The organism is Pseudoalteromonas sp. SR43-2 (assembly GCF_014163885.1).
Lineage (GTDB): Bacteria > Pseudomonadota > Gammaproteobacteria > Enterobacterales > Alteromonadaceae > Pseudoalteromonas > Pseudoalteromonas distincta.
Genome location: NZ_JACJED010000003.1, coordinates 230,243 through 250,174, shown reverse-complemented (window position 1 = coordinate 250,174; position 19,932 = coordinate 230,243). Strand labels below are relative to the sequence as shown.

The window sequence follows — 19,932 nt, the reverse complement described above, 5'->3', positions numbered from 1 at the left end:
TTAGCCTCTGCGCCAAGTGTGGTATTTTTCAAGCAAGTTAAGCACTTTTTCAGGTGCATGAGCGCGTTTCCACTCACCTGCTGCGTATTTGTTACCTTCAGCCCAAGTAGGGTAGCTGTGTATAGTACCGAGTATTTTGTTAAGGCCTAAACCGTGTTTCATTGCCAGTACAAACTCAGCAATTAAATCGCCAGCGTGTTCAGATACTACGGTAACACCCAATATTTTGTCTTTGCCTTTGGGTGTAATTACTTTAATAAAGCCTTTAGTGGCGCTGTCGGTAATTGCACGGTCTAGCTCTTCAAATTCAAAACGAGTGATTTCGTAATCTATGCCTTTGTCTTTTGCGTCTTGCTCGTTTAAGCCAACACGTGCTACTTCTGGGTCAATAAACGTAGTCCACGGAATAACACGGTAATCTACTTTAAACTTTTTAAGGTGACCAAATAAGCCATTTACCGCTGCGTACCAACCCTGATGAGCTGCCACATGTGTAAATTGGTATGGACCTACAATATCGCCTGCTGCAAAAATATTAGGGTACAGTGTTTCTAGGTATTCGTTAGTTACTACTGTGCGGTTTGTTTCAATGCCAAGCTCTTCAAGGCCATAACCTTTAAGGCGTGCACTTCTACCAACGGCACATAATAGCTCGTCGTATTCAATATCTATTTCTTTGTCGTTATGTTTAACAACAATATATTTTTTACCATCGCGAGCTTCACAGCGAAGTGCTTGGTGCGATGTTAAAATATTAACACCACTTTCGGTTAACGCTTCGTGAGCAAAAGTAGACACTTCAAGATCTTCTTTGATCATGATGCGCTCCGCCATTTCAATTTGCGTAACGCTTGAACCTAAACGTGCAAAGCTTTGTGCTAATTCGCTCCCAATTGGACCACCACCAAGTACTACAAGTTTTTTAGGTGCTTCGTCTAGCTCTGCAAATTTATTCCACAATGTATCGCTTGTTACATAGCCTGTTTCTTCAATACCAGGTAGTGGCGGTACAAATGGGCGTGCGCCAGTTGCAATAACAATGGTGCGTGCCGTGAGTGTTTGCGTGCCACCGTCGTTAAGTTTAATTTCTACAGTCCACGGGTCTATTAATTTACCGTAACCTTTTACAACATCTACGCCTAGGTTGGTGTAACGCTCAACGCTGTCGTGCGGTGCTACATCGGCAATAACTTTATGTACACGTGCCATTACTTTTTTGAACGAAAACTGCGGTGTCGCATTTTCTAGGCCGTAGTTTTCACCATGGCGAATTTGTTCTGCAATTTTAGCGCTTTTAATGACTGCTTTACTTGGAACACAACCATAGTTTAAACAGTCTCCACCCATTTCGCCCGCTTCAATAAGGGTTACTTTTGCTTTAACAGCAGCGGCTATATAACTTGTTACCAAACCACCTGCGCCTGCGCCAATAACAATCATGTTACGGTCGAATTTTTTAGGCTTAGTGTAGTTTTTGTATACGCGACGCTTTTTAAACACGTTTAAGATTCCTTTTGCAATGAATGGGAATATACCCAATAAAGCGAATGATAAGATTAAGTTGAATGATAAAATTCCAGATAAGCTCTCTATTTGCGCCAGTTGTGTACCTGCGTTAACAAATACAAATGTACCGGCGAGCATACCTGCTTGGCTTACCCAGTAGTAAGTCCAAGACTTTATTGAAGTAACACCCATTAGTAAGTTGATTAAAAAGAACGGAAACACCGGCACTAATCTAAGCGTAAATAAGTAAAATCCACCTTCTTTTTCAACGCCTGCATCAATGGCGGCTAATCGCTCAGGAAAACGTTGTTTAATAGTGTCACGTAGTAAGTAACGCGATACTAAAAAGGCAAGTGTTGCGCCAATAGTTGAGGCAAAAGATGCAACCAATAAGCCTTCAACTAAGCCAAACAATGCACCTGCGGCAAGTGTTAAAATAGCGGCGCCTGGTAAAGAGAGAGCAGTTACTACTACGTATAGTAAAAAGAACCCACCAATAACTAGTAACGGTGACTGCTCTTTGTATTGGTTAAACTGATCCATCGACCCTTTTAAGCCATCAAGCGTAAGTAGTTGGTGTAAGTCAAAATGAAAGAACAGACCGACGGCGGCCGCTGCAATCAATAATAGAAATATTTTTTTAATCATGTTCTCTCTCTTAAAAACTATGCGTAAGGGTTAACTTGGCGTTAATTGGCAACTCAGGAAAAGCTAAAGTTGCACCAAAGTAACCGCCTTCAAATACTGGGCGCCAGTTTTTTTGATTCGTCACGTTGTTCACATCTAATCGTAACTTGGTATTAGGCGTAAAAGCATAGCTAGTATTTACGTTTAGGGTGTACTGATCACGAATTTTTACTGTCGCCAAAAAGTCTAATGGGTAACTCTTTGTATATAGACCTGAAAAACCCGTTTGCCATTTCGAATTAATTGAATAATTTCCGTTAAAGCTGAAAGATTGCTCAGGGATGCCCTGAACTTGGCGGTTTGAAGGTGCAAACGCGGTAAAGCTAGGTGCGCCAACACTGGTACCTGAAATAATATCTGGACGTGAGTTGTCAAATGCATCTGCTACTTGCGCTGAGTCTTGGCTACTTGCAGAATTATCGTAGCGAGCGTCAATATAGCTGTAGCCGGCACTTAGCCAATAAGGGTAAGCATCATAAAATACTTGGCTTTCAAAGCCGGTAGTACGAATGCCGGTATTACTACCATCACGATTACGTAAACTACGACGTTGGCTGAATACTGCTCCATCGGCGTACCAATCACTGTCGGTTGGTGCGTATTTCAAACCAAATTCAACTAAGGTATTTTCGGTTGAAAAGTTTTGTGCGCTAATCGTGTTATCACCACCAAGAGATGTGCCGCCAGCCATACTATTTGATGTGGCTTCGTTGTAACTTGCTGCACCATAAGTGGTGTAATCACCATTTAATCGGTAGTTAAAGCTTACTTGCCCCGAATGTAGCTTATCGTTAATGCTGTCGCTCGCTGCAATTTCACCCTCTGGTGCTATTGGGTCGTGCGCGTCTACGTCATAAAAATCTATGCGGTAGCCAACACTTGTATGAAACTTATCTGTCCAATCTGAATCTTGCTGAATAGCAAAACCCGTTTGCCATGAGCGCGAATCGGTAGTGTCTGATAAGTTAAAGTCGCCGCTGCCATCGTTATTAATATCGTACTGACCACCAGGGGATACAAATACACCTGGACTAATTTCAATTAAACGCGCTTGTTGTGCATCAGTTAAAGGAATGCGGCGATTTGAAATTGGGCCAGTTAAATCAATAGGTAAGTCGGCTTCTGTTGTAAATTGGCTGTAGCCTAGCACGCGGTTGTAACGCACATCAAAAGCAAAAATTGTTTGCTGCTCGTTGCTCCATTGGTAGGTCAATTCGGTACGGTTTTGCGCGGTATCGGCACCATCTATAATTTCAACAAAGCTATTTTGTGCAATTTCTTCGCGTTGTAAGTGCTGAAAATACGTAATGTTTTTTATAGATGCATTGTTTGAAAGTTCACGCTTATAAATACTGTGTAGTAAATAAGTAGTGGCTTCGTTTTGATTGTCAGGGTCGGTAAGTACTGTACTACGGTCTATTTTTACTTGCCCAGTAGGTGAAACAATAGAACCAGCTGCAGGTACTGTACTGCCATTGGCTTGCACGCCTTGGCCGGTAATATAAAGGCCATCATCAATTAAGGCTTGAGTAGGGCGGTTAATACCTGCGTTATCGGTAAATTCAACTTGGTATAACTCAAAGTTAATATCCCAGCTGCTCTTGTCATCAGGTAACACCCTAAGTGCTGCATATAAGCTGTCGCTTTTCGTGCCCGAAAAGTCGTAGTAACTGCCGTTATCAATGTGTTCAGCGCTTACTCTAAAACCTACTTTGTCTTTTACTATAGGTGCACTGTAATCAACTAAAACGCTGTACTGATCCCATCGTCCTGCAGATACCGTTGCTTTGCCTTTACTGTCGTCAGTTGATGCTTTTTTAGAATGTAAGTTTACAAAACCACCGTTGCGTTGGCTTGAGCCAAATAATACCGGTGGCGCGCCTTTTACTACATCTATTTGTTCTATAGAGTTGAACGATAACGGCACACCAAAGCCATTATTACCTGCTTGGCGGCGTGTACCATCTTGGAAAAGCTCACCTAGTTGCCCACGAATAGTAGGTAAGCTTGGTGCCCCAAAACCACTGGCTGAATAGGTATTAGGGCTTACTGCAAGTACATCTTGTAAAGTCGTAATATTGAGTTGTTCTATTAACTCGCTTGAAATTGGTGTTACTGAACGGGCTATATCTCGTAGAGCTAAGTTGTCGCCAAAAGGGCCGTCTACAGTGACATTTTTAACCGAAAGACCTTGAGATTTAATAACTTGGCCTGCCACCTCAATACGCTCAATTGCGCCTTCTTTTGCTGATTTTGATTCTTCGGCTGCAAAAGCATTAAGTGGTGTATTTAATATGGTGGCTAGGGAAAGTGCTAAATATGCGTGTTTCAAACGTTTTCTCTCTACGGTTAAAATGTTGTTGGCGATAAAGACCGAAAGGATTAAAAATAACTTTCAGTAAAATTTTGATTCTTTTTGTTTTTTAGAACATAACAAAACAGATGCATTACAAAGTTGGTAATTAAGTACTATTGTTTTATTAGTCGATAAAATATTAATAGGGCGATTGTATTAGAGTGAAAGTAAATGTTTGCTTTTAATAGGATTTATTAATTATAGACTACTTTCAACCTGCTAACATTTTAAAAGAGTTAACTTTTATGCAGCATTTTTAAATTACTTAAATAAGCTTCACTTTTAGTACTGCATGGCTTAATTAATGAATTTAATTAAAAATTTTTGAAATAAAAAATAACTTATACGGTCTAGCTTACTTCTACGTTTATTAATATTCATTTAAGGAAATTTTATGACAGGTTCAATGAATTCTGATGTGCAAAACCGTTTGCAGTGGTCACTTTTATCTTTGCGTTTAGGCGTGTTTATTGTAATGGTTATGTGGACATTCGATAAGTTTGTTAATCCTGGGCATAGCGCACGTATTTTTGAACATTTTTACGGTATTAGTGGCTCTACAGATATAGTGGCTTACATTATTGGTGCGGTGCAGTTAGTGCTTGTTTTAGCATTTTTAGCAGGTATTAAAAAGCGTATAACGTACGGTATCATTTTTGTAATGCATGGCTTATCTACGCTTTCTTCTTACAACCAGTACATAGATGGCTTTAATAACTTATTATTCTTTACTGCATGGCCAATGTGGGCTGCGTGTTTTGCACTTTACTTATTACGCGACCAAGACGTGAAATTTACTGTAAAGTAATAAAGTACATGTAAAAAATTGGTTATAAGCCATAAGGCTTATAACCAATAAGTACACAGGGAGTGTGTGGAAGTCGGTTTGCGTGTTATGCAACTAATGCATTGCGTCGTTGTATTGCTCAGCAAGGCTCTCTTTTTGCCCTTCGGTAAGTGCTTTACCCGCTAATTGAAACACTTCGTGTTCTTCTTCACTTAAATGATGATGTACCAAATGGTGTAGCTTTTTAGCTGCAACTAACCATGCAGACGAGCTCATTTCGGTATCTTCAAGTTGTTCAATTAATTCATCAATTTCGTGATGTTCAGCTACGCTGTGGCGCGCTTTTTCATGAGTTAAGTCATCAAACATAAGTGGGTTATAAAAGTAACGTTCTTCAAATTTTGCGTGATTTTCTAATTCTGTTTTTAGCTCATCCATTAGCTTGTGGCGCTGCTCTGTGTCGCCGTGTGTTTGAATAAGCGCATCTACCAATTCTCGTTGTTTGTCATGGTCATGACGTAGTGCTTCAAAAATATTCATAACTAGTCCTTTTACAATTTATTTGCTTATATCATTAACTAGCAAACTAAATGCCAAATATTAAGTTATTGTATTTTAATAAATTTAATTTAATTTTTTATTCTTTGGCTGCGATCACTGTAAATTTTACAGTGATATGAATGCAATAATTTCAGGCTTTTGCGTAGTTCAATTATAAAAGTGAGTATAAATTCCTACAGAACCTTACAAATATTTACTGGTTGTTTATTTTATAGCAGTGATAAAGTGCCAGTGTTATTTGGGTACAACCTATATATTACTCTCACATATAAATGCAGGTAGCACGTTAACTTGATAGGATAGTTTAAGGATGAACATAAAAAGCCCCGTCGCCGCATTACTACTGTGCGCTTTACTGAGTGCATGTAGTGCAGCCCCGCGTTCTGACCCTAACTTATGCATTGAAGAGGCCGAAATGGTTGATCGAAATGGCGCTCAAACAAGCTCACAGGTTTACAATCAATGCATTAGCGCACAAATTAAAAAGGATGAAAAAAATGATACTTTTTTTGATGCCATCGGTACGTTCTTTTTTGAATTTTTTGTAATGGTGGTAGAAAAGTAAATAGGCTAACTTGCAGCTGTAATTTAAAGTAAATAAGTTGCGCAAAAATAGGATTAGTTATGAAGCAATTATTGATAGCAATTCCACTTTTTTTATTACTGAGCGCTTGTGCGGCAAAGCCTTACGCAGGCTCGGCAAAATGTATGGAATAAGCAGATATTGCATACGAAACCGATACACGTAAAAATGAGACATTAGATAATGAATGCAAAGCTGCAAAAGTAAATACGCCTAATAAAGAGCTTGAGAATCATGGCTTGGTTGATAGAAGCCTTTTACAGCTAATCGTTAGCTTTTTAAATGGCGTATTTTAATAATAAAAATATAATTAAATAAGGTATGTATGAGGGAAGAACTAAGAGCAAAAATAATTACTGTGTGCGATAAAAAAATAGCAGCTAAAGGCGAAAATGTAGGGCTTTCTTTTTATGCATTTTTTGCCAATAAAAACGACGACCCAGAGCTACTTATGGAGGCCGCTACTTGGTGGATACACACTCATAAATTAGATCATTTTGTAAAAGCACATAAAATTAAACAGATGGTTTTAGATGGACTTTAGTCAATTAACTGAGCAAGTACTTTTAGCTGTATTTATCTAATCAACAACGACTTGGTTTCTTCCGTTTTCTTTTGCTTTATAAAGTAATTTATCTGCATGCTTAATAAGAACATCTAGTGTGCTTTTTAAGGGGCTACTTACAGAGGCTCCCACACTAAAAGTGATTTTTGTATTACTAGGAAGGTCTTTTATATTACTACAATGCTCGGTAAACCTAGTGGCGAGCTGGTCAAAGATATCTCGAATAGCTAGTTCGTCAACCGAATTTAGTGCAAACAACCATTCTTCGCCGCCGTAGCGGCCAAACTGATGATCACCACTTAGTGTTTCTTTTGCAGCCTTTGCAAAGGAAATAAGAACTAAATCCCCAACATCGTGACCAAATTGGTCGTTAACTTTTTTAAAGTAGTCTAAGTCAACAATTGCTATCGTCATTTTACCTTCATCAAGCTTTGCTTCTGCTGCGCGCATTATTCCTCTGCGATTAGGGCTATTTGTTAGATAATCTGTTAATGAAATATTGTGATATTTTTGACGTTGTCGAGCTTGCCGATAAAATAAAAATAATGAAGCAATCACTAAAATAAACGCAATAGCAGCGCTGAGTCGCCAAATTATTTTTTGTTGGTACTCTTCTTTAGCTTGTAGTTCACTAATATCTTTTGCGTACTCTAGTTGCTGTATTTTCTCTTCTTTTTCTTTTACTTCAAACTGTACCTGTAGTGTTTTTATATTACTTTCACTGGTAGCTTCGTAGTGTTTTTTTGTATAAAGGAGCTTTTGTTCAATTGCTTCAAAAGCCTCGTTAGTGTAGTTAAGGCGTCGCTTTAGCTCATAGCGTTTACTTAAAAAATCGGCTTTATAAATACTGCGGCTGAATTTATCTAAGTTTAAAAACACCTCATCGTTTGCTTCATTTGCTTGATCAAGTAAATCTAGTTTTATATATATGTCAGCTAACAAAATGAGCGATGCGAGTTGCATGTCGTGTACACCTGCAGAACGAGCAAGCTCAATGTTCTCTTTAGTTAAAGTTAAAGCTTTATCGTAGTTTGCTTGTAAGTACTCAATGCTAGCAATTGAGTATTGGGCAAAGGTTAAGCCTTTTTGCATATTAGCTTTTTTAAAGTAGAACAATGCTTTGTCTAGGTATATTAAGGCATCTTTAGGTTTTTTTATCTCGAGCAATATATTGCCTAAACTCCAATATGCTTTTGCAGTAAAAAGCCCGTCTTGTGTTTGCTCATATGCCGCAACCGCTTTTTTTGCATAATATATGGCTTTGTCTTTTTCGTTTAGATAATTATATGCATCGGCTATTTTTCTAAAAAAGTATCCCTGAGATGCTGAGTCGTCATCTTTTAATGCTAATTCTAGCCCTTCTAGTGCAACATTTAGGGTCTTTTTCAATGCATCAGTATCGGTGTAATAGTAAGCAAGTGCTCGTAAAATAATAATTTTTTCTTTAGATGAATGATGTTGCAAGCTCTCTTCTAATTTTGTGGCTAGCGTGTGTGCTGGAGCTGGGTTTGCATCCCTCGCTAGAGACTTGAGTTGTGATTCGAGAAATAATAAATACACACTTTTTTGGTTTGGTAACTCTTTGTTCTTTAAGTAATAGGATAAGTGAGTATTTAATGCTGCGTATTTTTCTTGTCTAAAAAGTAACTCCGCATACAAAGCGGCCGCTTCTAGATGAAGCTTTTCCCAATTTTGATCTTTGCTTATTTTAAACGCTTGAGTGAGTTTGTTTTCATTTTCAAGATAGTCTAATTCATTTAGTTTTATGTTTTTAATGAGTGTTTGAGTCGTGTCAAAGTCTAGCGCATGTGAAGTTGCATTTAATGAATCGCCGTTAGCAGAGGCAAGTTTACTAAAAAGTAAAAATAAAAGGAGAACAATATACTTTGCCCATAAAGTATTACCTAAAATCTTTATTTGTGTATTGTTAGCCATGTTAATCCTTTGCTGACTTATTTTTATTATTGAAATACTTATTCACATTGCTTAATAAACTTGGGTTTGAACAGTTTTTTATACTTCTCATTGAAAAAACAAGACCACAAACGATATCAATTAAATTAATAAAAACCAACACATTGAATAATATAGTCGTTGTAGCTATGTGTTTTTATTAAAAATCTGCAGCTACTTCAAACTCTAATCGCTCGAGCGTAATAGGGTGAGTAAATGCTAAGTATTCTGCGTGTAAATGTAATCTATCGGCTTTTTGTCCGTAATGTGTGTCGCCTATAATTGGCATGTTTAAACCTAAACTGTGTGCGCAATGCACTCTTAATTGATGAGTTCGCCCTGTTTTAGGGTATAACTGTAATCGGGTAATGTTGTTGTTACGCTCTAAAACCTGCCAGGTAGTAAGTGATGGCTTACCGTGTGTGTAACACACCATTTGGCGCGGTTTATCATCAAAGTCGAGCACTAAGGGTAAATCAATTACTCCGCTATCCTCAGCTACGTTACCATTAACTAATGCGACATAACGTTTATCTATGGTGCGTTCAATAAACTGCTTTTGCAGTGCTTTGTGCACGCGTTTATTAAGCGCAATCATCAATAACCCAGAAGTCGACATATCTAATCTGTGAACAATTAGTGGGCCTGATGCCTCTGGAAACTGCGTTTTGATTCGCATATAAACTGAGTCATCAATATTAACGCCAGGCACTGATAAAAACTCAGCGGGCTTATTTACCACAAGTAAGTCGTCATCTTTATAAACAATACTTAAATCTTTACCCTGAGCTGGGTTAATAAGTAGCGGGTTATCTTCAACATCTAAACCCTTTAGCATGTGCCCAAGTATTGGTTGGCATTTACTGTAACAAGAAGGGTAGTAGTTTTTATGCTGCCTAATTGCTGATTTAGGTGCTGCTCCCCACCAAAACTCAGCCATAGCAAGTGGCTTTAAGTCATGTTTATAGGCGTATTGTAATAATTTAGGCGCTGCACAATCGCCAGCACCCGAAGGAGGAGTGTGCTCAGGTAATGCTGCGAATATGGCATTTAAGTCTGTAGTTTCACCATTTGCATTTAAAAACTGGTACTGAGCAAATAACTTTTTTTGTAAGCTTTTAGAAAGCGTTTTACGGCGCTTTTTTAAATGAGCAATTTCATCAGAAATATTGATGTGTGTTTGCTGCAGTGACTCGATTATATTTTGCCAATAGGCTTTAAGTGCCAGCAGTTGCTTTTTTTCTACGATGCTTTGCACTGCAAGCTTATTTTTTAACTGCTCAAAATCACTTTCGCTAAGTTCTAATTCACCTTCAGTACGTTGTATTTTTCGTTGCTGACGACCGGCTTGCATTACTGCCTGTTGAGCTAATAGCGCTTGCTGGTAGCTCTTTGTTGCATCATCAAGTTTGCTATTAACTTCAAGCAGTTGTTCACTATTTTCTAATTGCTCAATTTGAGCATTAATATCGTTAATTATTTTACTTTGAGCCAAATAGGTATCGTCTTGAAGTTGCATGCTAGAAACAGGCGGCACAAAGCTAATATTGGCTTTATCACCTTCAATTTGTCCCGAATAAGCACTTAAAAAGCCTAATTGTTGCTTAGCATTTTGCACCACTAAAACCCCAAACATTTTACCTGCATTTTCTGCTTTTAAATGCGTTAACGTTTCAAGTTGTTGCTGTAATTGTTTAGTGGCTGCTACAGCTAATGGTTGCGGCTCGTAATAAAAAGGAAAAGTAAACTTTTCAGGAAGCGCGAGAGCATCAATATTTTGAGAAAATAATGTAAAGCAAGAAGCAGAATTTGGCATAGAAGTAAGAGAAAAGCATTCAGTAAAATAATTGAGCGCATAATAACATATTCATAGTTAAGCCACTAAAAATCTCGCACCCGCATATTCATAAACACTTTAAAGCGGACATTCATGTTTTATGTATCAGTATGGGGGCGCAGCAGACTTAGGCGTTTGTTAGTAAAGTCTCAGTAGTAATATATCTATCATTATCAAAATATTTAAGCTTATCGATTCTCAATAATTGAGCGCATTTCGAAACGATGACTTACCTGATAGATCAGAGACGAAAAATCAATTTACAGAATAACTGAATATTTAGGAGTTCTATATTATGAGTCAAAATATCGCAAGTTTTATCACTAAAACCCTTGAACGAGCTGGCGTAAAACGTATTTGGGGAGTAACTGGCGATTCACTTAACGGCATTAGTGAAAGTCTGCGAAAAATGGGAACAATTGAATGGTTAGGTACGCGACATGAAGAAGTTGCCGCATTTGCAGCTGGTGGCGAAGCCCATTTATCAGGCGAGCTTGCGGTGTGTGTGGGTTCTTGCGGGCCAGGTAATCTTCATTTAATTAATGGCTTATTTGATTGTCAGCGCAATAATGTACCAGTATTAGCAATTGCCGCACACATTCCTTCATCTGAAATTGGCAGTAGTTATTTTCAAGAAACCCATCCGCAAGAATTATTTAAAGAATGCAGTGTGTATTGTGAAATGGTGTCGAGCCCTGAGCAAATGCCATACCTGCTAGAAACCGCAATGCGACAAGCAATATTAAACAAAGGCGTGAGTGTACTTGTGCTACCTGGTGATATTGCATTAAAAGATATGCCTAAAGCTATCAAACCAAAATGGAACGTGCCAAAGCCAGCAACGTATACCCCCGCTTTATCTGATATTGAAGCAATGGCGACTCATCTTAATAAAAGTAAAAAAGTAACCTTATTGTGTGGTGCTGGTTGTAAGGATGCCCACGACGAAATTGTTGCGTTAGCCGAAAAATTACAAGCACCGATAGTGCATGCCATGCGCGGTAAAGAATTTATTGAATACGATAATCCTTATGATGTTGGTATGACCGGATTTATTGGCTTTGCATCGGGCTATCATGCAATGCAAGAAGCCGATACGTTATTAATGATTGGTACTAGTTTTCCTTATCGTGCTTTTTATCCTGAAAATACCACCATATTGCAAATTGATAATCAGGCTGCGTCACTCGGGCGACACGTTCAAATTGATTGTGGCGTATTAGGGGATACTAAAAATTCAGTGACCACACTGCTTGATTATATTAAAGGTGAACGGAGCAGTTCGCACTTACAAAAATGTGTTAAAAACTACAAAGAGTCTCGACAAGATCTCGATGAACTTGCCAGTGGTAAAACCTCGCAAAATTTAATTCACCCGCAATACTTAACGCGTTTACTCAACGAGCAAGCAGCTGACGATGCTGTTTTTACTTGTGATGTAGGTACGCCAACAGTGTGGGCTGCGCGTTATTTATCAATGAATGGTAAGCGTCGCTTAATTGGCTCGTTTAATCATGGCTCTATGGCAAATGCGATGTCGCAGGCAATGGGGGTTCAATCTGTTGATAGAGACCGCCAAGTCATTGCAATGTGTGGTGATGGTGGCTTTTCGATGTTAATGGGGGATTTAATCTCACTTAAGCAGCTTAATTTACCAATAAAGATTGTTGTTTATAATAATCGCTCACTTAGTTTTGTGGCTATGGAAATGAAAGCCAGTGGGTTTTTATCAAGCGATACCGATTTAGAAAACCCAAGTTTTGCTAACATTGCACAGGCCTGCGGCTTAAAAGGGATTCATGTGGATGACCCTGAAAAATTACCATCGGCAATGAACGAGATGATGAACCACTCAGGACCTGTTGTTTTAGAAGTCGATACTGCAAAACAAGAGCTTTCAATGCCACCGCAAATCAAATTAGAGCAAGCAAAAGGCTTTAGTGTTTACATGATGAAGGCGTTAATAAATGGCAAAGGAAACGAGATTGTAGAGCTTGCCAAAACTAACTGGTCACGCTAAGTGAGTTACTTCCCTATTGAGTACTTTTGCTCAATAGGGAAGTATAAAGCAATAATGTCCTCTATTATTTGCTTATTGAAAATGTATACCTTTCACGTAATGTAAAAAACGTCTGACATACTTTCTTAAATATTAATAAACCATAGTGATCTCTTGTAACTTGTTGAACTAAAAGTAAAATAACATGAAGTTTGTATGGAGTAGGTAATAGTAATAACCTATAAGGTCAATTACGTGTTTATAAAAGTAGGTATAGAGCGTTGATTAAAATTGAAGACTTTTCTTTAGCATGGTGCTGGATTAGCTCATCCTATGGTGATTTTTCTAAAGATACACTAAATAAACTTATTCCGTTGAACGAAGATCAAGCAAGAGCATTAATTGCTACTACACCTATTAACTTTCCGGTCGGAGCAAAAAGATTCGACTCCACACAAGGGAGTGAGTTAACACGCCAATGGTTAAAGGGCTTAGTAAATGATTCGCAAACAGTAACAATTTGCTGGGATCAAGAAACAGCGCTTACCCTACCTTGGCTAGTTTTTTTGATTACTATGAGGTTTTTGAGTTTGACTCAAGTGCAATGTAATGAGCTAAAACACTTAGCATTGGCCTCAATTGCTACTTGGTAGTTGTTTTTAGTTTAACGTTTTACTCGCTTTACTCAATTAAAGTAAAGCGAGCGCTCAGTATCACTTACAAACTCTTTTTAGGCGGAAGAGCTACGTTTGCAAATATTAGCCCTGCAACAAGTGACATAAATATTAAAAACGTTTGCTGGCCTATATGCTCTGCGTATATAAAGTCTTGGCCTTCAATGAGTGAGTTTAAGCCAATATAGGTTTTGCTACCTGGTACTAATACAATTAAGCCTTGCATGGCCACAATAGAGGCTGGCGCATTAGCAACGCGGTTAAACAAGTTACTAAATATACCCACCGATAAAGCACCTACAAACGTACCTAACGTGTAATCAAGGTACATAGCCGAGCCAATACTGGTGCCATAGGCTATAAACCCTGATGCAATAGACCAAACAGCGTGCTTAAGTTTGGTTCTAAAAATAACGATTAAGCTGCTACAAAGTAAAAATATAGCCAGCCATGCGGTCCACTTTGGTAATGGTTCAGGTTGTACAAAGTCAGCTTGCCCAAAGAGTGCAAAGCCAATACCTATGCCTATAAAACCGCCAAAATAAAGTTTAAATAACAGCATAAACGAGTCCATGACTCTTGCTGTACCCGACACTAAATGCCGCGCTGCAAGCTCTGCTAAGCCAAGCGCAAGTGCTAAACCTGGTATAAATACAATAATGGCCGAAAGTACCACCAAGCGTATGTTTATTTCAGGTGTTATATACACGCTTACTGCACAGGCAAGTATTGCTGATATTATGGCCACTAATGGCTCAAGCATATGGGCTACGCGTTTTGAGCGTCCCGACCAAAGCACAAACAAATAAACAACTAAAGTAAGAAGCGATGACCAAATAACATCAGTCCAGCTAGTACCCATTAACATTGCAAACGCACCACCAGAAGTTGCAAAGGCAACGCCCGTAACAAGTTTATTGTATGGGTTTGGCATGTCGTAGATAGCATCTAGCTGGGCGTCAACTTCTTGTAAAGTTAGCTTGTCGTCAAGCATTTGGTTTACAAGGTCGTCGGTGTCGGCAAGTGAGCCTAAATCGTGATCGCCAGGGTCTACACGAGCAACATGAGTGTACTCGTCTTCGTGGCCATCAGTCCAAATAACAAACGTTACCGAAGTTGGCGACATAACAAACGACGATTTAAGTCCTAAATATGTAGCCACTTCCATTAGGTGGGCTTCTAGTCGGTAAGCAGGCGTACCATACTTGTGAAGCATTTTACCCAATTTAACGATAAATTTGCGTTTTTCTGTAAAGGTTGCAGTTTTCAAATCTTTTTGGACCAAATATTGCGATAACTAAGCTAAAAATATAGACAATACAGCTAAAACTGCCCACGTTTGATGGGCGCGATTTTAAACACTAATTGGTGTGTGTCTAGTCATTTTTAATCTAATTTTTTATTTTTTTCAGCTATCCATTGCGACATGTATTGAGTGCTGCGCATTGTATGATGTTTGAGCATTTGGCCTGTAAAGTTTTTTTCGCGATGAGCCTCTAAATCACTACTTATTGAATCAATTTTTTTAATTAACACCGCGCTCAATTGAGCTTTATCGTAAAGCGTATTAAGGAGCGTGTTGCCATCTTGCTGCACTTGCTCAAAGTCACTTTGATTGGTGTACATTTCAACAGCAGCGTTGGCAAAATCGTCGGCGGTGTTGGCTATTTTACCAGGCCATGGTAAATCGTTATGCATGCCCTCTGCGCCAATATTAGTGGTAACGCTGGGTGTTTGCATAATCATGGCTTCAAGTAATTTACCTTTAATCCCTGCACCAAAACGAAGTGGTGCTAAACATACGCGTGCGCTTTGCATTACATCAAACGCATTATCGGCCCAGCCTTTTATTAAAAACCCTGTTTTAGGGTTATTTAATGCCGTGGCTTTTGGTGGTGGGTAGGAGCCATAAATATGTAGTTCTGCTTTTGGGAGTTGCTTTCGAATAAGTGGCCATATTTTTTGTAAGTAAAGTACAGCATCCCAGTTGGGCGCGTGTCTAAAGTTACCTATGGTCATAAAGTGCTGGCGCTGCTCAAACGTTTTTGTACTTGTAGGTAATGAGCTTAAATCGACCATAAATGGTAAATGGTGTAATAAGCTTGGCTCTATTTTAAATACGCTGTTTAGTAGGCTCATTTCATAACTTGAAATAATTAAGCTTAGGTCGCAGCGTAAAATAGCGGCAATTTCGCGTTTTGCTATGTCTGAGTGTAAATCGCTGGTTGTAAACTCGCGCTCACCTTTAAACGCTTCGTGGCGTGCATTACGTAGGCATTGTAAATCTTCGGTATCGAGAATTTTAATGGCATTTGGGCAATATTTATCGACGCGCCAGCCAAATTGTTCTTCCATCATAAAGCGGTCAAACATGACTATATCTGGGTTATAGGCTTTAACGTATTCGTCAAAGCTATCGCAGTTTAGTGCAATGCTTTGGCTGGTTATACCAAAGTCGTCAAGGTTTACCATGTGTTCGGTGCGCTGCGCGGGCGTTGCAAATTCAACGTCCCAGTTTTGCGCTCTAAATGCATTTAATAACGACATCATGTGCGTTCCCGCAGCAGACGAATTTGGCTCTGGCCATACGTAGCCAATTACCAGCACTTTTTTCATTGGCTAGAATCTCTAATTTGTAAGTTTACATTTACCAGTGTTTTTACTGGCGGGGCTGTATTTTGTAGTAGCTCTTGGAGTATTAAAAGGCACCGCTTAGCTATATCAGTTGTACTAATAGCCACGGTGGTTAAGTGATTATTTATAACCGCGCTATTAGGAATGTGGTGGCAACTCACTACTTTTATAGAGTGATGAGTTAATGAGTTAATGGCGGCAATAACACCTTGAGCAATAATATCGTTTGCACACACCACTGCGTTTAATGTGGGGTTGTGTTTATATGCTTCTATAAATGCATTTTTAGCGCTAAGGGCTGTGTTTACTGCGCAGTCAATGGGTGCTAATGGTGTAATGCTGTGCTGCGCGCATGCGGTATTAAAGCCACTTTGGAGTGCTTGTGAATCACTTAAAGTAAGTTCATTGCCTATAAATGCTATGTTTGTCACGCCTTGTGCGAGTATATGCATACTGGCTACGTGGCTGGCTTTTTTATAATCGGGAAGTACGCATGGCGCTGCGCTAAAGGGCACTTCACTCATTAAGGTAATTACTTTGTGCTGCGCGCTGAGCGCATCAAGCCATTTGGGGCAAGTATTAGCAACGGGGCAAATAATAAATGCAGCCGCGTTGTATTCTTTCAAGTTTTTAACTGCGTTTGCTTGTAGCTCAAGACTATTATTACTGCTTACAATCATGGCTTGTAAGCCATTGTCGTTTAACAAAAGTTGTAAGCTGGTAGCAAGGTGTGCAATAGCTGGGTTAGTTAAATCATTTATTACTATGGCCACTAAGTTAGAGCGTTTTGAGCGCATAGCAGCGGCATCACGATTATAAACGTATCCTAGCTCATCTATCGCTTTGAGTATTTTTTGTTTACTTTTATTGCCCACTTTATCGCTTTGGGTAAGTACCAAGGATACGGTTGATTTTGATACACCAGCACGCTCTGCAACATCAAAAATGGTGACTGATTTGGCTTTGTTATGCATTGTATTTTAAGTACCGCAGTGGTGAATAAATAGCGCTGTAGTTTAGCTTAATCAGCACTATTAAGTCATCTTTTAGAGGTGTTTAACTTACCTTAATACTTTATGAACAAAGCAAAACGTGTTTATATACGCCTATAAGAGTAAAAAATAACAAAAGGATAAAAACATGAGCGCTTTTAGGCTGTTAGTTGCCTTTATTTGTTGTGTGGCATTGGTGCCAACAAGTTACGCCGAGCAGGGCTATCAAACCCCATCACCTGAACTTGCAGCATTGGTTGACGCTAAGTTAGCACCCACTAGTTACTTATCGAGCGATGGCCAGTGGCTAGCGCTTTTTGAACGCAAACGTGTAGTAACCCTTGATGAACTTGCAAAAGAAGAGCTTAAGCTTGCTGGTATTAAGCTAAACCCCGCTAATTTTTCGCGCTCTCGTGTGAGTGCCAAATTTAGTGCCGTGGAGCTAAAGCATGTTCAAAGCGGGTCGGTTATTAGCATTAACAACTTACCTAATGGCATTATCCGCTCACCTAAATGGTCATCTAATAGTAAATATTTAGCCTTTGTTGTTGAGCAACCAACCCAAGCCAACTTATGGCTTTACAGCGTTGAAACCAAACAAGCAAAAGAGTTAACTAGTGCTGCGTTAAATTCGGTACTAACTGCATCGCCATATAAATGGCTGCCAGATAGCAGCGCCATTATTGCAAATCTTGCTGTTAATTTTGGTAAACCAAGGCTTGAAAATAACAGCCAAAATGTAGTGCCTGTTATTCAACAAAGTACTGGCGAAAAAGCACCAGCACGTACTTACCAAAATTTATTAACCAGCCCGTTTGATGAATCACAGTTTAAGTTTTACGGCCAAGGGCAATTGGCTTACATAACGCTTGATGGCAATACTCAAGCAATAGGTAGCCCTTCTTTATTTAAATCGTTTTCGGTATCACCTGATTCTACCAATATTTTAGTTGCCGGTATTAATGAGCCGTTTTCGTATCAAGTGCCTTACAGCCGCTTTGCAAGCACGTGGCAAATATGGGGCATGCGCGGCTATGCATTAGCAGAGCTGGCAAAACAGCCACTTGCCGATAATATTCCACAAGGCTACGACAGCGTACGCACTGGCCGCCGCGATTTTGAATGGCGAGCCGATCAAGGCGCTGAAGTTATTTGGGCAGAAGCACAAGATGGCGGTGACATGAAAACCGACGTTGAGCATCATGATTATGTTTACAGCTTACGTGCACCATTTAAACGCGAGCCTAAATTATTTGCCAAAGTAGAACGCCGTTATGCGGGAATGGAGTGGGGCAACGAAAACGTAGCAATGCTGACAGACTGGCGCTTTAGCGATCGCCAAGTACGCACCTTTGTTGTACAACCACGAGATGCCGACAAAAACCGCGTGCTATTTTCAGAGCGTAGTTACAACGATGCGTACAAAGACCCGGGTAATGCAATTTACGAGCGCAACGATTTAGGTGCAAACGTAATTAAAATTGTAGGCGGGCGTTATATTTACCTGCGCGGTAATGGTGCTTCAGAGCAAGGTAATGTGCCGTTTTTAGATAGGTACGATGTTAAAACAAATAGCAGCAAGCGTTTATGGCAATCAGAAGCGCCATACTACGAGCGTGTTCGCGCACTGCTTGATGACGAAGGTGAGCGCTTTATTACTATTCGCGAATCTAAAACTGAGCAACCTAACTTTTTTATACGTGATTTAGATAACGACACGCTAACGCAACTAACGACATTTGAGCACCCATACCCTGCATTTAAAGGCGTAACTAAAGAGCAATTACGTTATAAACGCGACGACGGTGTTGAGCTTTCGGGCACGCTTTATTTACCACCAGGGTACGATAAAACACAAGGCCCGTTACCGGTACTTATGTGGGCTTATCCACTTGAATACAAAGATAAAGCCGTTGCATCGCAAGTACGCGAATCGCCTTATGCATTTACTTACATTGGTTATTGGGGCCCAATGCCTTACCTTGCCAAAGGGATTGCCGTGTTTGACGACCCTAAAATGCCAATTGTAGGTATTGATGGCAGCGAGCCAAACGATAACTTTAGAAAGCAGTTAGTATCAAGTGCGCAAGCAGCTGTTGATGTATTAGTTAAAAAAGGTATTGCCGATAAAAACAATATTGCCATAGCAGGGCACTCATACGGTGCATTTATGGTTGCTAACTTATTGGCTCATAGCGATTTATTTAAAACAGGTATTGCCCGCAGTGGTGCGTATAACCGCACATTAACGCCGTTTGGTTTTCAAGGAGAAGAGCGTGATTTTTGGCAAGCACAAAGTGTGTACGCTAATATGTCGCCGTTTTTCCATGCTGAAAAAATTAACGAGCCAATGCTAATGATCCACGGTCAAGAAGATCCTAATTCGGGCACTTTCCCTATGCAAAGTGAGCGCATGTACGCAGCTCTAAAAGGTTTAGGTAAAGATGCTCGCTTAGTAATGCTCCCTTACGAAGCACATGGTTACCGTGCGCGTAAAAGCTTATTACATGTGTTGTGGGAACAAGAACAGTGGTTAGATAAGTATTTGTTAAATGATACAGCAGAGCCAGTAGAGGTTATTACTGAACCCGTGGTAAGTGCTGGGCAATAGATGCTTTTACATATGCGGTGGGGTGCAAGAAGACCCACCCTCAATCTCACGGAACCTTCCCAATGCAAAGTGAGCGCATGTACGCAGCTCTAAAAGGTTTAGGTAAAGATGCTCGCTTAGTAATGCTCCCTTACGAAGCACATGGTTACCGTGCGCGTAAAAGCTTATTACATGTGTTGTGGGAACA

General features: G+C 39.6%; 14 protein-coding genes. 6 read left to right on the top strand and 8 right to left on the bottom strand.

The window, feature by feature from the left end:
- Window positions 1–2,154 carry an FAD-dependent oxidoreductase gene (locus tag H5120_RS04080; protein ID WP_182673677.1) on the bottom strand — a complete coding sequence of 718 codons (2,154 nt, stop codon included), beginning with the start codon at window positions 2,152–2,154 and terminating at the stop codon, window positions 1–3.
- Between the two features lie 10 nt (window positions 2,155–2,164).
- On the bottom strand, window positions 2,165–4,525 hold the full coding sequence (locus H5120_RS04075; protein ID WP_182673676.1) for a TonB-dependent siderophore receptor: 2,361 nt from the start codon (window positions 4,523–4,525) through the stop codon (window positions 2,165–2,167).
- A gap of 418 nt (window positions 4,526–4,943) precedes the next feature.
- Between H5120_RS04075 and H5120_RS04070 the strand changes: the two genes are divergently transcribed.
- Entirely contained in the window at window positions 4,944–5,357 is a 414-nt protein-coding gene (locus H5120_RS04070; RefSeq protein ID WP_002960120.1) for a hypothetical protein, read from the top strand.
- 93 nt (window positions 5,358–5,450) lie between these two features.
- Here the strand turns inward: H5120_RS04070 and H5120_RS04065 are convergent, their stop codons facing one another.
- Window positions 5,451–5,876 carry a hemerythrin domain-containing protein gene (locus H5120_RS04065; protein ID WP_182673675.1) on the bottom strand — a complete coding sequence of 142 codons (426 nt, stop codon included), beginning with the start codon at window positions 5,874–5,876 and terminating at the stop codon, window positions 5,451–5,453.
- 331 nt (window positions 5,877–6,207) lie between these two features.
- Between H5120_RS04065 and H5120_RS04060 the strand changes: the two genes are divergently transcribed.
- Window positions 6,208–6,462: a hypothetical protein gene (locus H5120_RS04060; protein ID WP_182673674.1), complete on the top strand. Its 255-nt coding sequence runs from the start codon at window positions 6,208–6,210 to the stop codon at window positions 6,460–6,462.
- A gap of 343 nt (window positions 6,463–6,805) precedes the next feature.
- Window positions 6,806–7,024 (top strand): DUF6500 family protein, encoded by a 219-nt coding sequence (locus H5120_RS04055; RefSeq protein ID WP_007377212.1) that lies wholly within the window; start codon window positions 6,806–6,808, stop codon window positions 7,022–7,024.
- Between the two features lie 36 nt (window positions 7,025–7,060).
- Here the strand turns inward: H5120_RS04055 and H5120_RS04050 are convergent, their stop codons facing one another.
- Both H5120_RS04050 and H5120_RS04045 read right to left on the bottom strand, forming a co-directional pair.
- Window positions 7,061–8,980: a GGDEF domain-containing protein gene (locus tag H5120_RS04050; protein WP_182673673.1), complete on the bottom strand. Its 1,920-nt coding sequence runs from the start codon at window positions 8,978–8,980 to the stop codon at window positions 7,061–7,063.
- A 178-nt stretch (window positions 8,981–9,158) separates the two neighbouring features.
- Window positions 9,159–10,814: a pseudouridine synthase gene (locus H5120_RS04045; protein WP_182673672.1), complete on the bottom strand. Its 1,656-nt coding sequence runs from the start codon at window positions 10,812–10,814 to the stop codon at window positions 9,159–9,161.
- Between the two features lie 316 nt (window positions 10,815–11,130).
- Here H5120_RS04045 and poxB point away from each other — a divergent pair, with 316 nt between their 5' ends.
- A complete protein-coding gene (poxB, locus tag H5120_RS04040) occupies window positions 11,131–12,855 on the top strand; it encodes a ubiquinone-dependent pyruvate dehydrogenase (RefSeq protein WP_182673671.1) in 1,725 nt (574 codons plus the stop codon).
- Window positions 12,856–13,115: 260 nt separating this feature from the next.
- Window positions 13,116–13,487 carry a hypothetical protein gene (locus H5120_RS04035; protein ID WP_259396304.1) on the top strand — a complete coding sequence of 124 codons (372 nt, stop codon included), beginning with the start codon at window positions 13,116–13,118 and terminating at the stop codon, window positions 13,485–13,487.
- Between the two features lie 64 nt (window positions 13,488–13,551).
- Here H5120_RS04035 and H5120_RS04030 read toward each other — a convergent pair whose 3' ends face one another.
- The 3 genes from H5120_RS04030 to H5120_RS04020 all read right to left on the bottom strand — a co-directional run bounded on the left by H5120_RS04030 (window position 13,552) and on the right by H5120_RS04020 (window position 17,116).
- The gene (locus H5120_RS04030) at window positions 13,552–14,778 is read right to left on the bottom strand and encodes a threonine/serine exporter ThrE family protein (protein WP_002960134.1); all 1,227 of its coding nucleotides are present in this window, start codon (window positions 14,776–14,778) and stop codon (window positions 13,552–13,554) included.
- Window positions 14,779–14,894: 116 nt separating this feature from the next.
- Window positions 14,895–16,124 carry a glycosyltransferase gene (locus H5120_RS04025; RefSeq protein ID WP_182673670.1) on the bottom strand — a complete coding sequence of 410 codons (1,230 nt, stop codon included), beginning with the start codon at window positions 16,122–16,124 and terminating at the stop codon, window positions 14,895–14,897.
- Window positions 16,121–17,116, bottom strand: coding sequence for a LacI family DNA-binding transcriptional regulator (locus tag H5120_RS04020; protein WP_182673669.1), 996 nt, complete (start codon window positions 17,114–17,116; stop codon window positions 16,121–16,123). Before H5120_RS04020 ends, H5120_RS04025 begins: the two co-directional genes overlap by 4 nt.
- A 166-nt stretch (window positions 17,117–17,282) precedes the next feature.
- On the opposite strand from H5120_RS04020, the gene H5120_RS04015 reads away from it, so the two are divergent.
- A complete protein-coding gene (locus tag H5120_RS04015) occupies window positions 17,283–19,745 on the top strand; it encodes a prolyl oligopeptidase family serine peptidase (protein ID WP_182673668.1) in 2,463 nt (820 codons plus the stop codon).
- Window positions 19,746–19,932 lie beyond the last annotated feature (187 nt).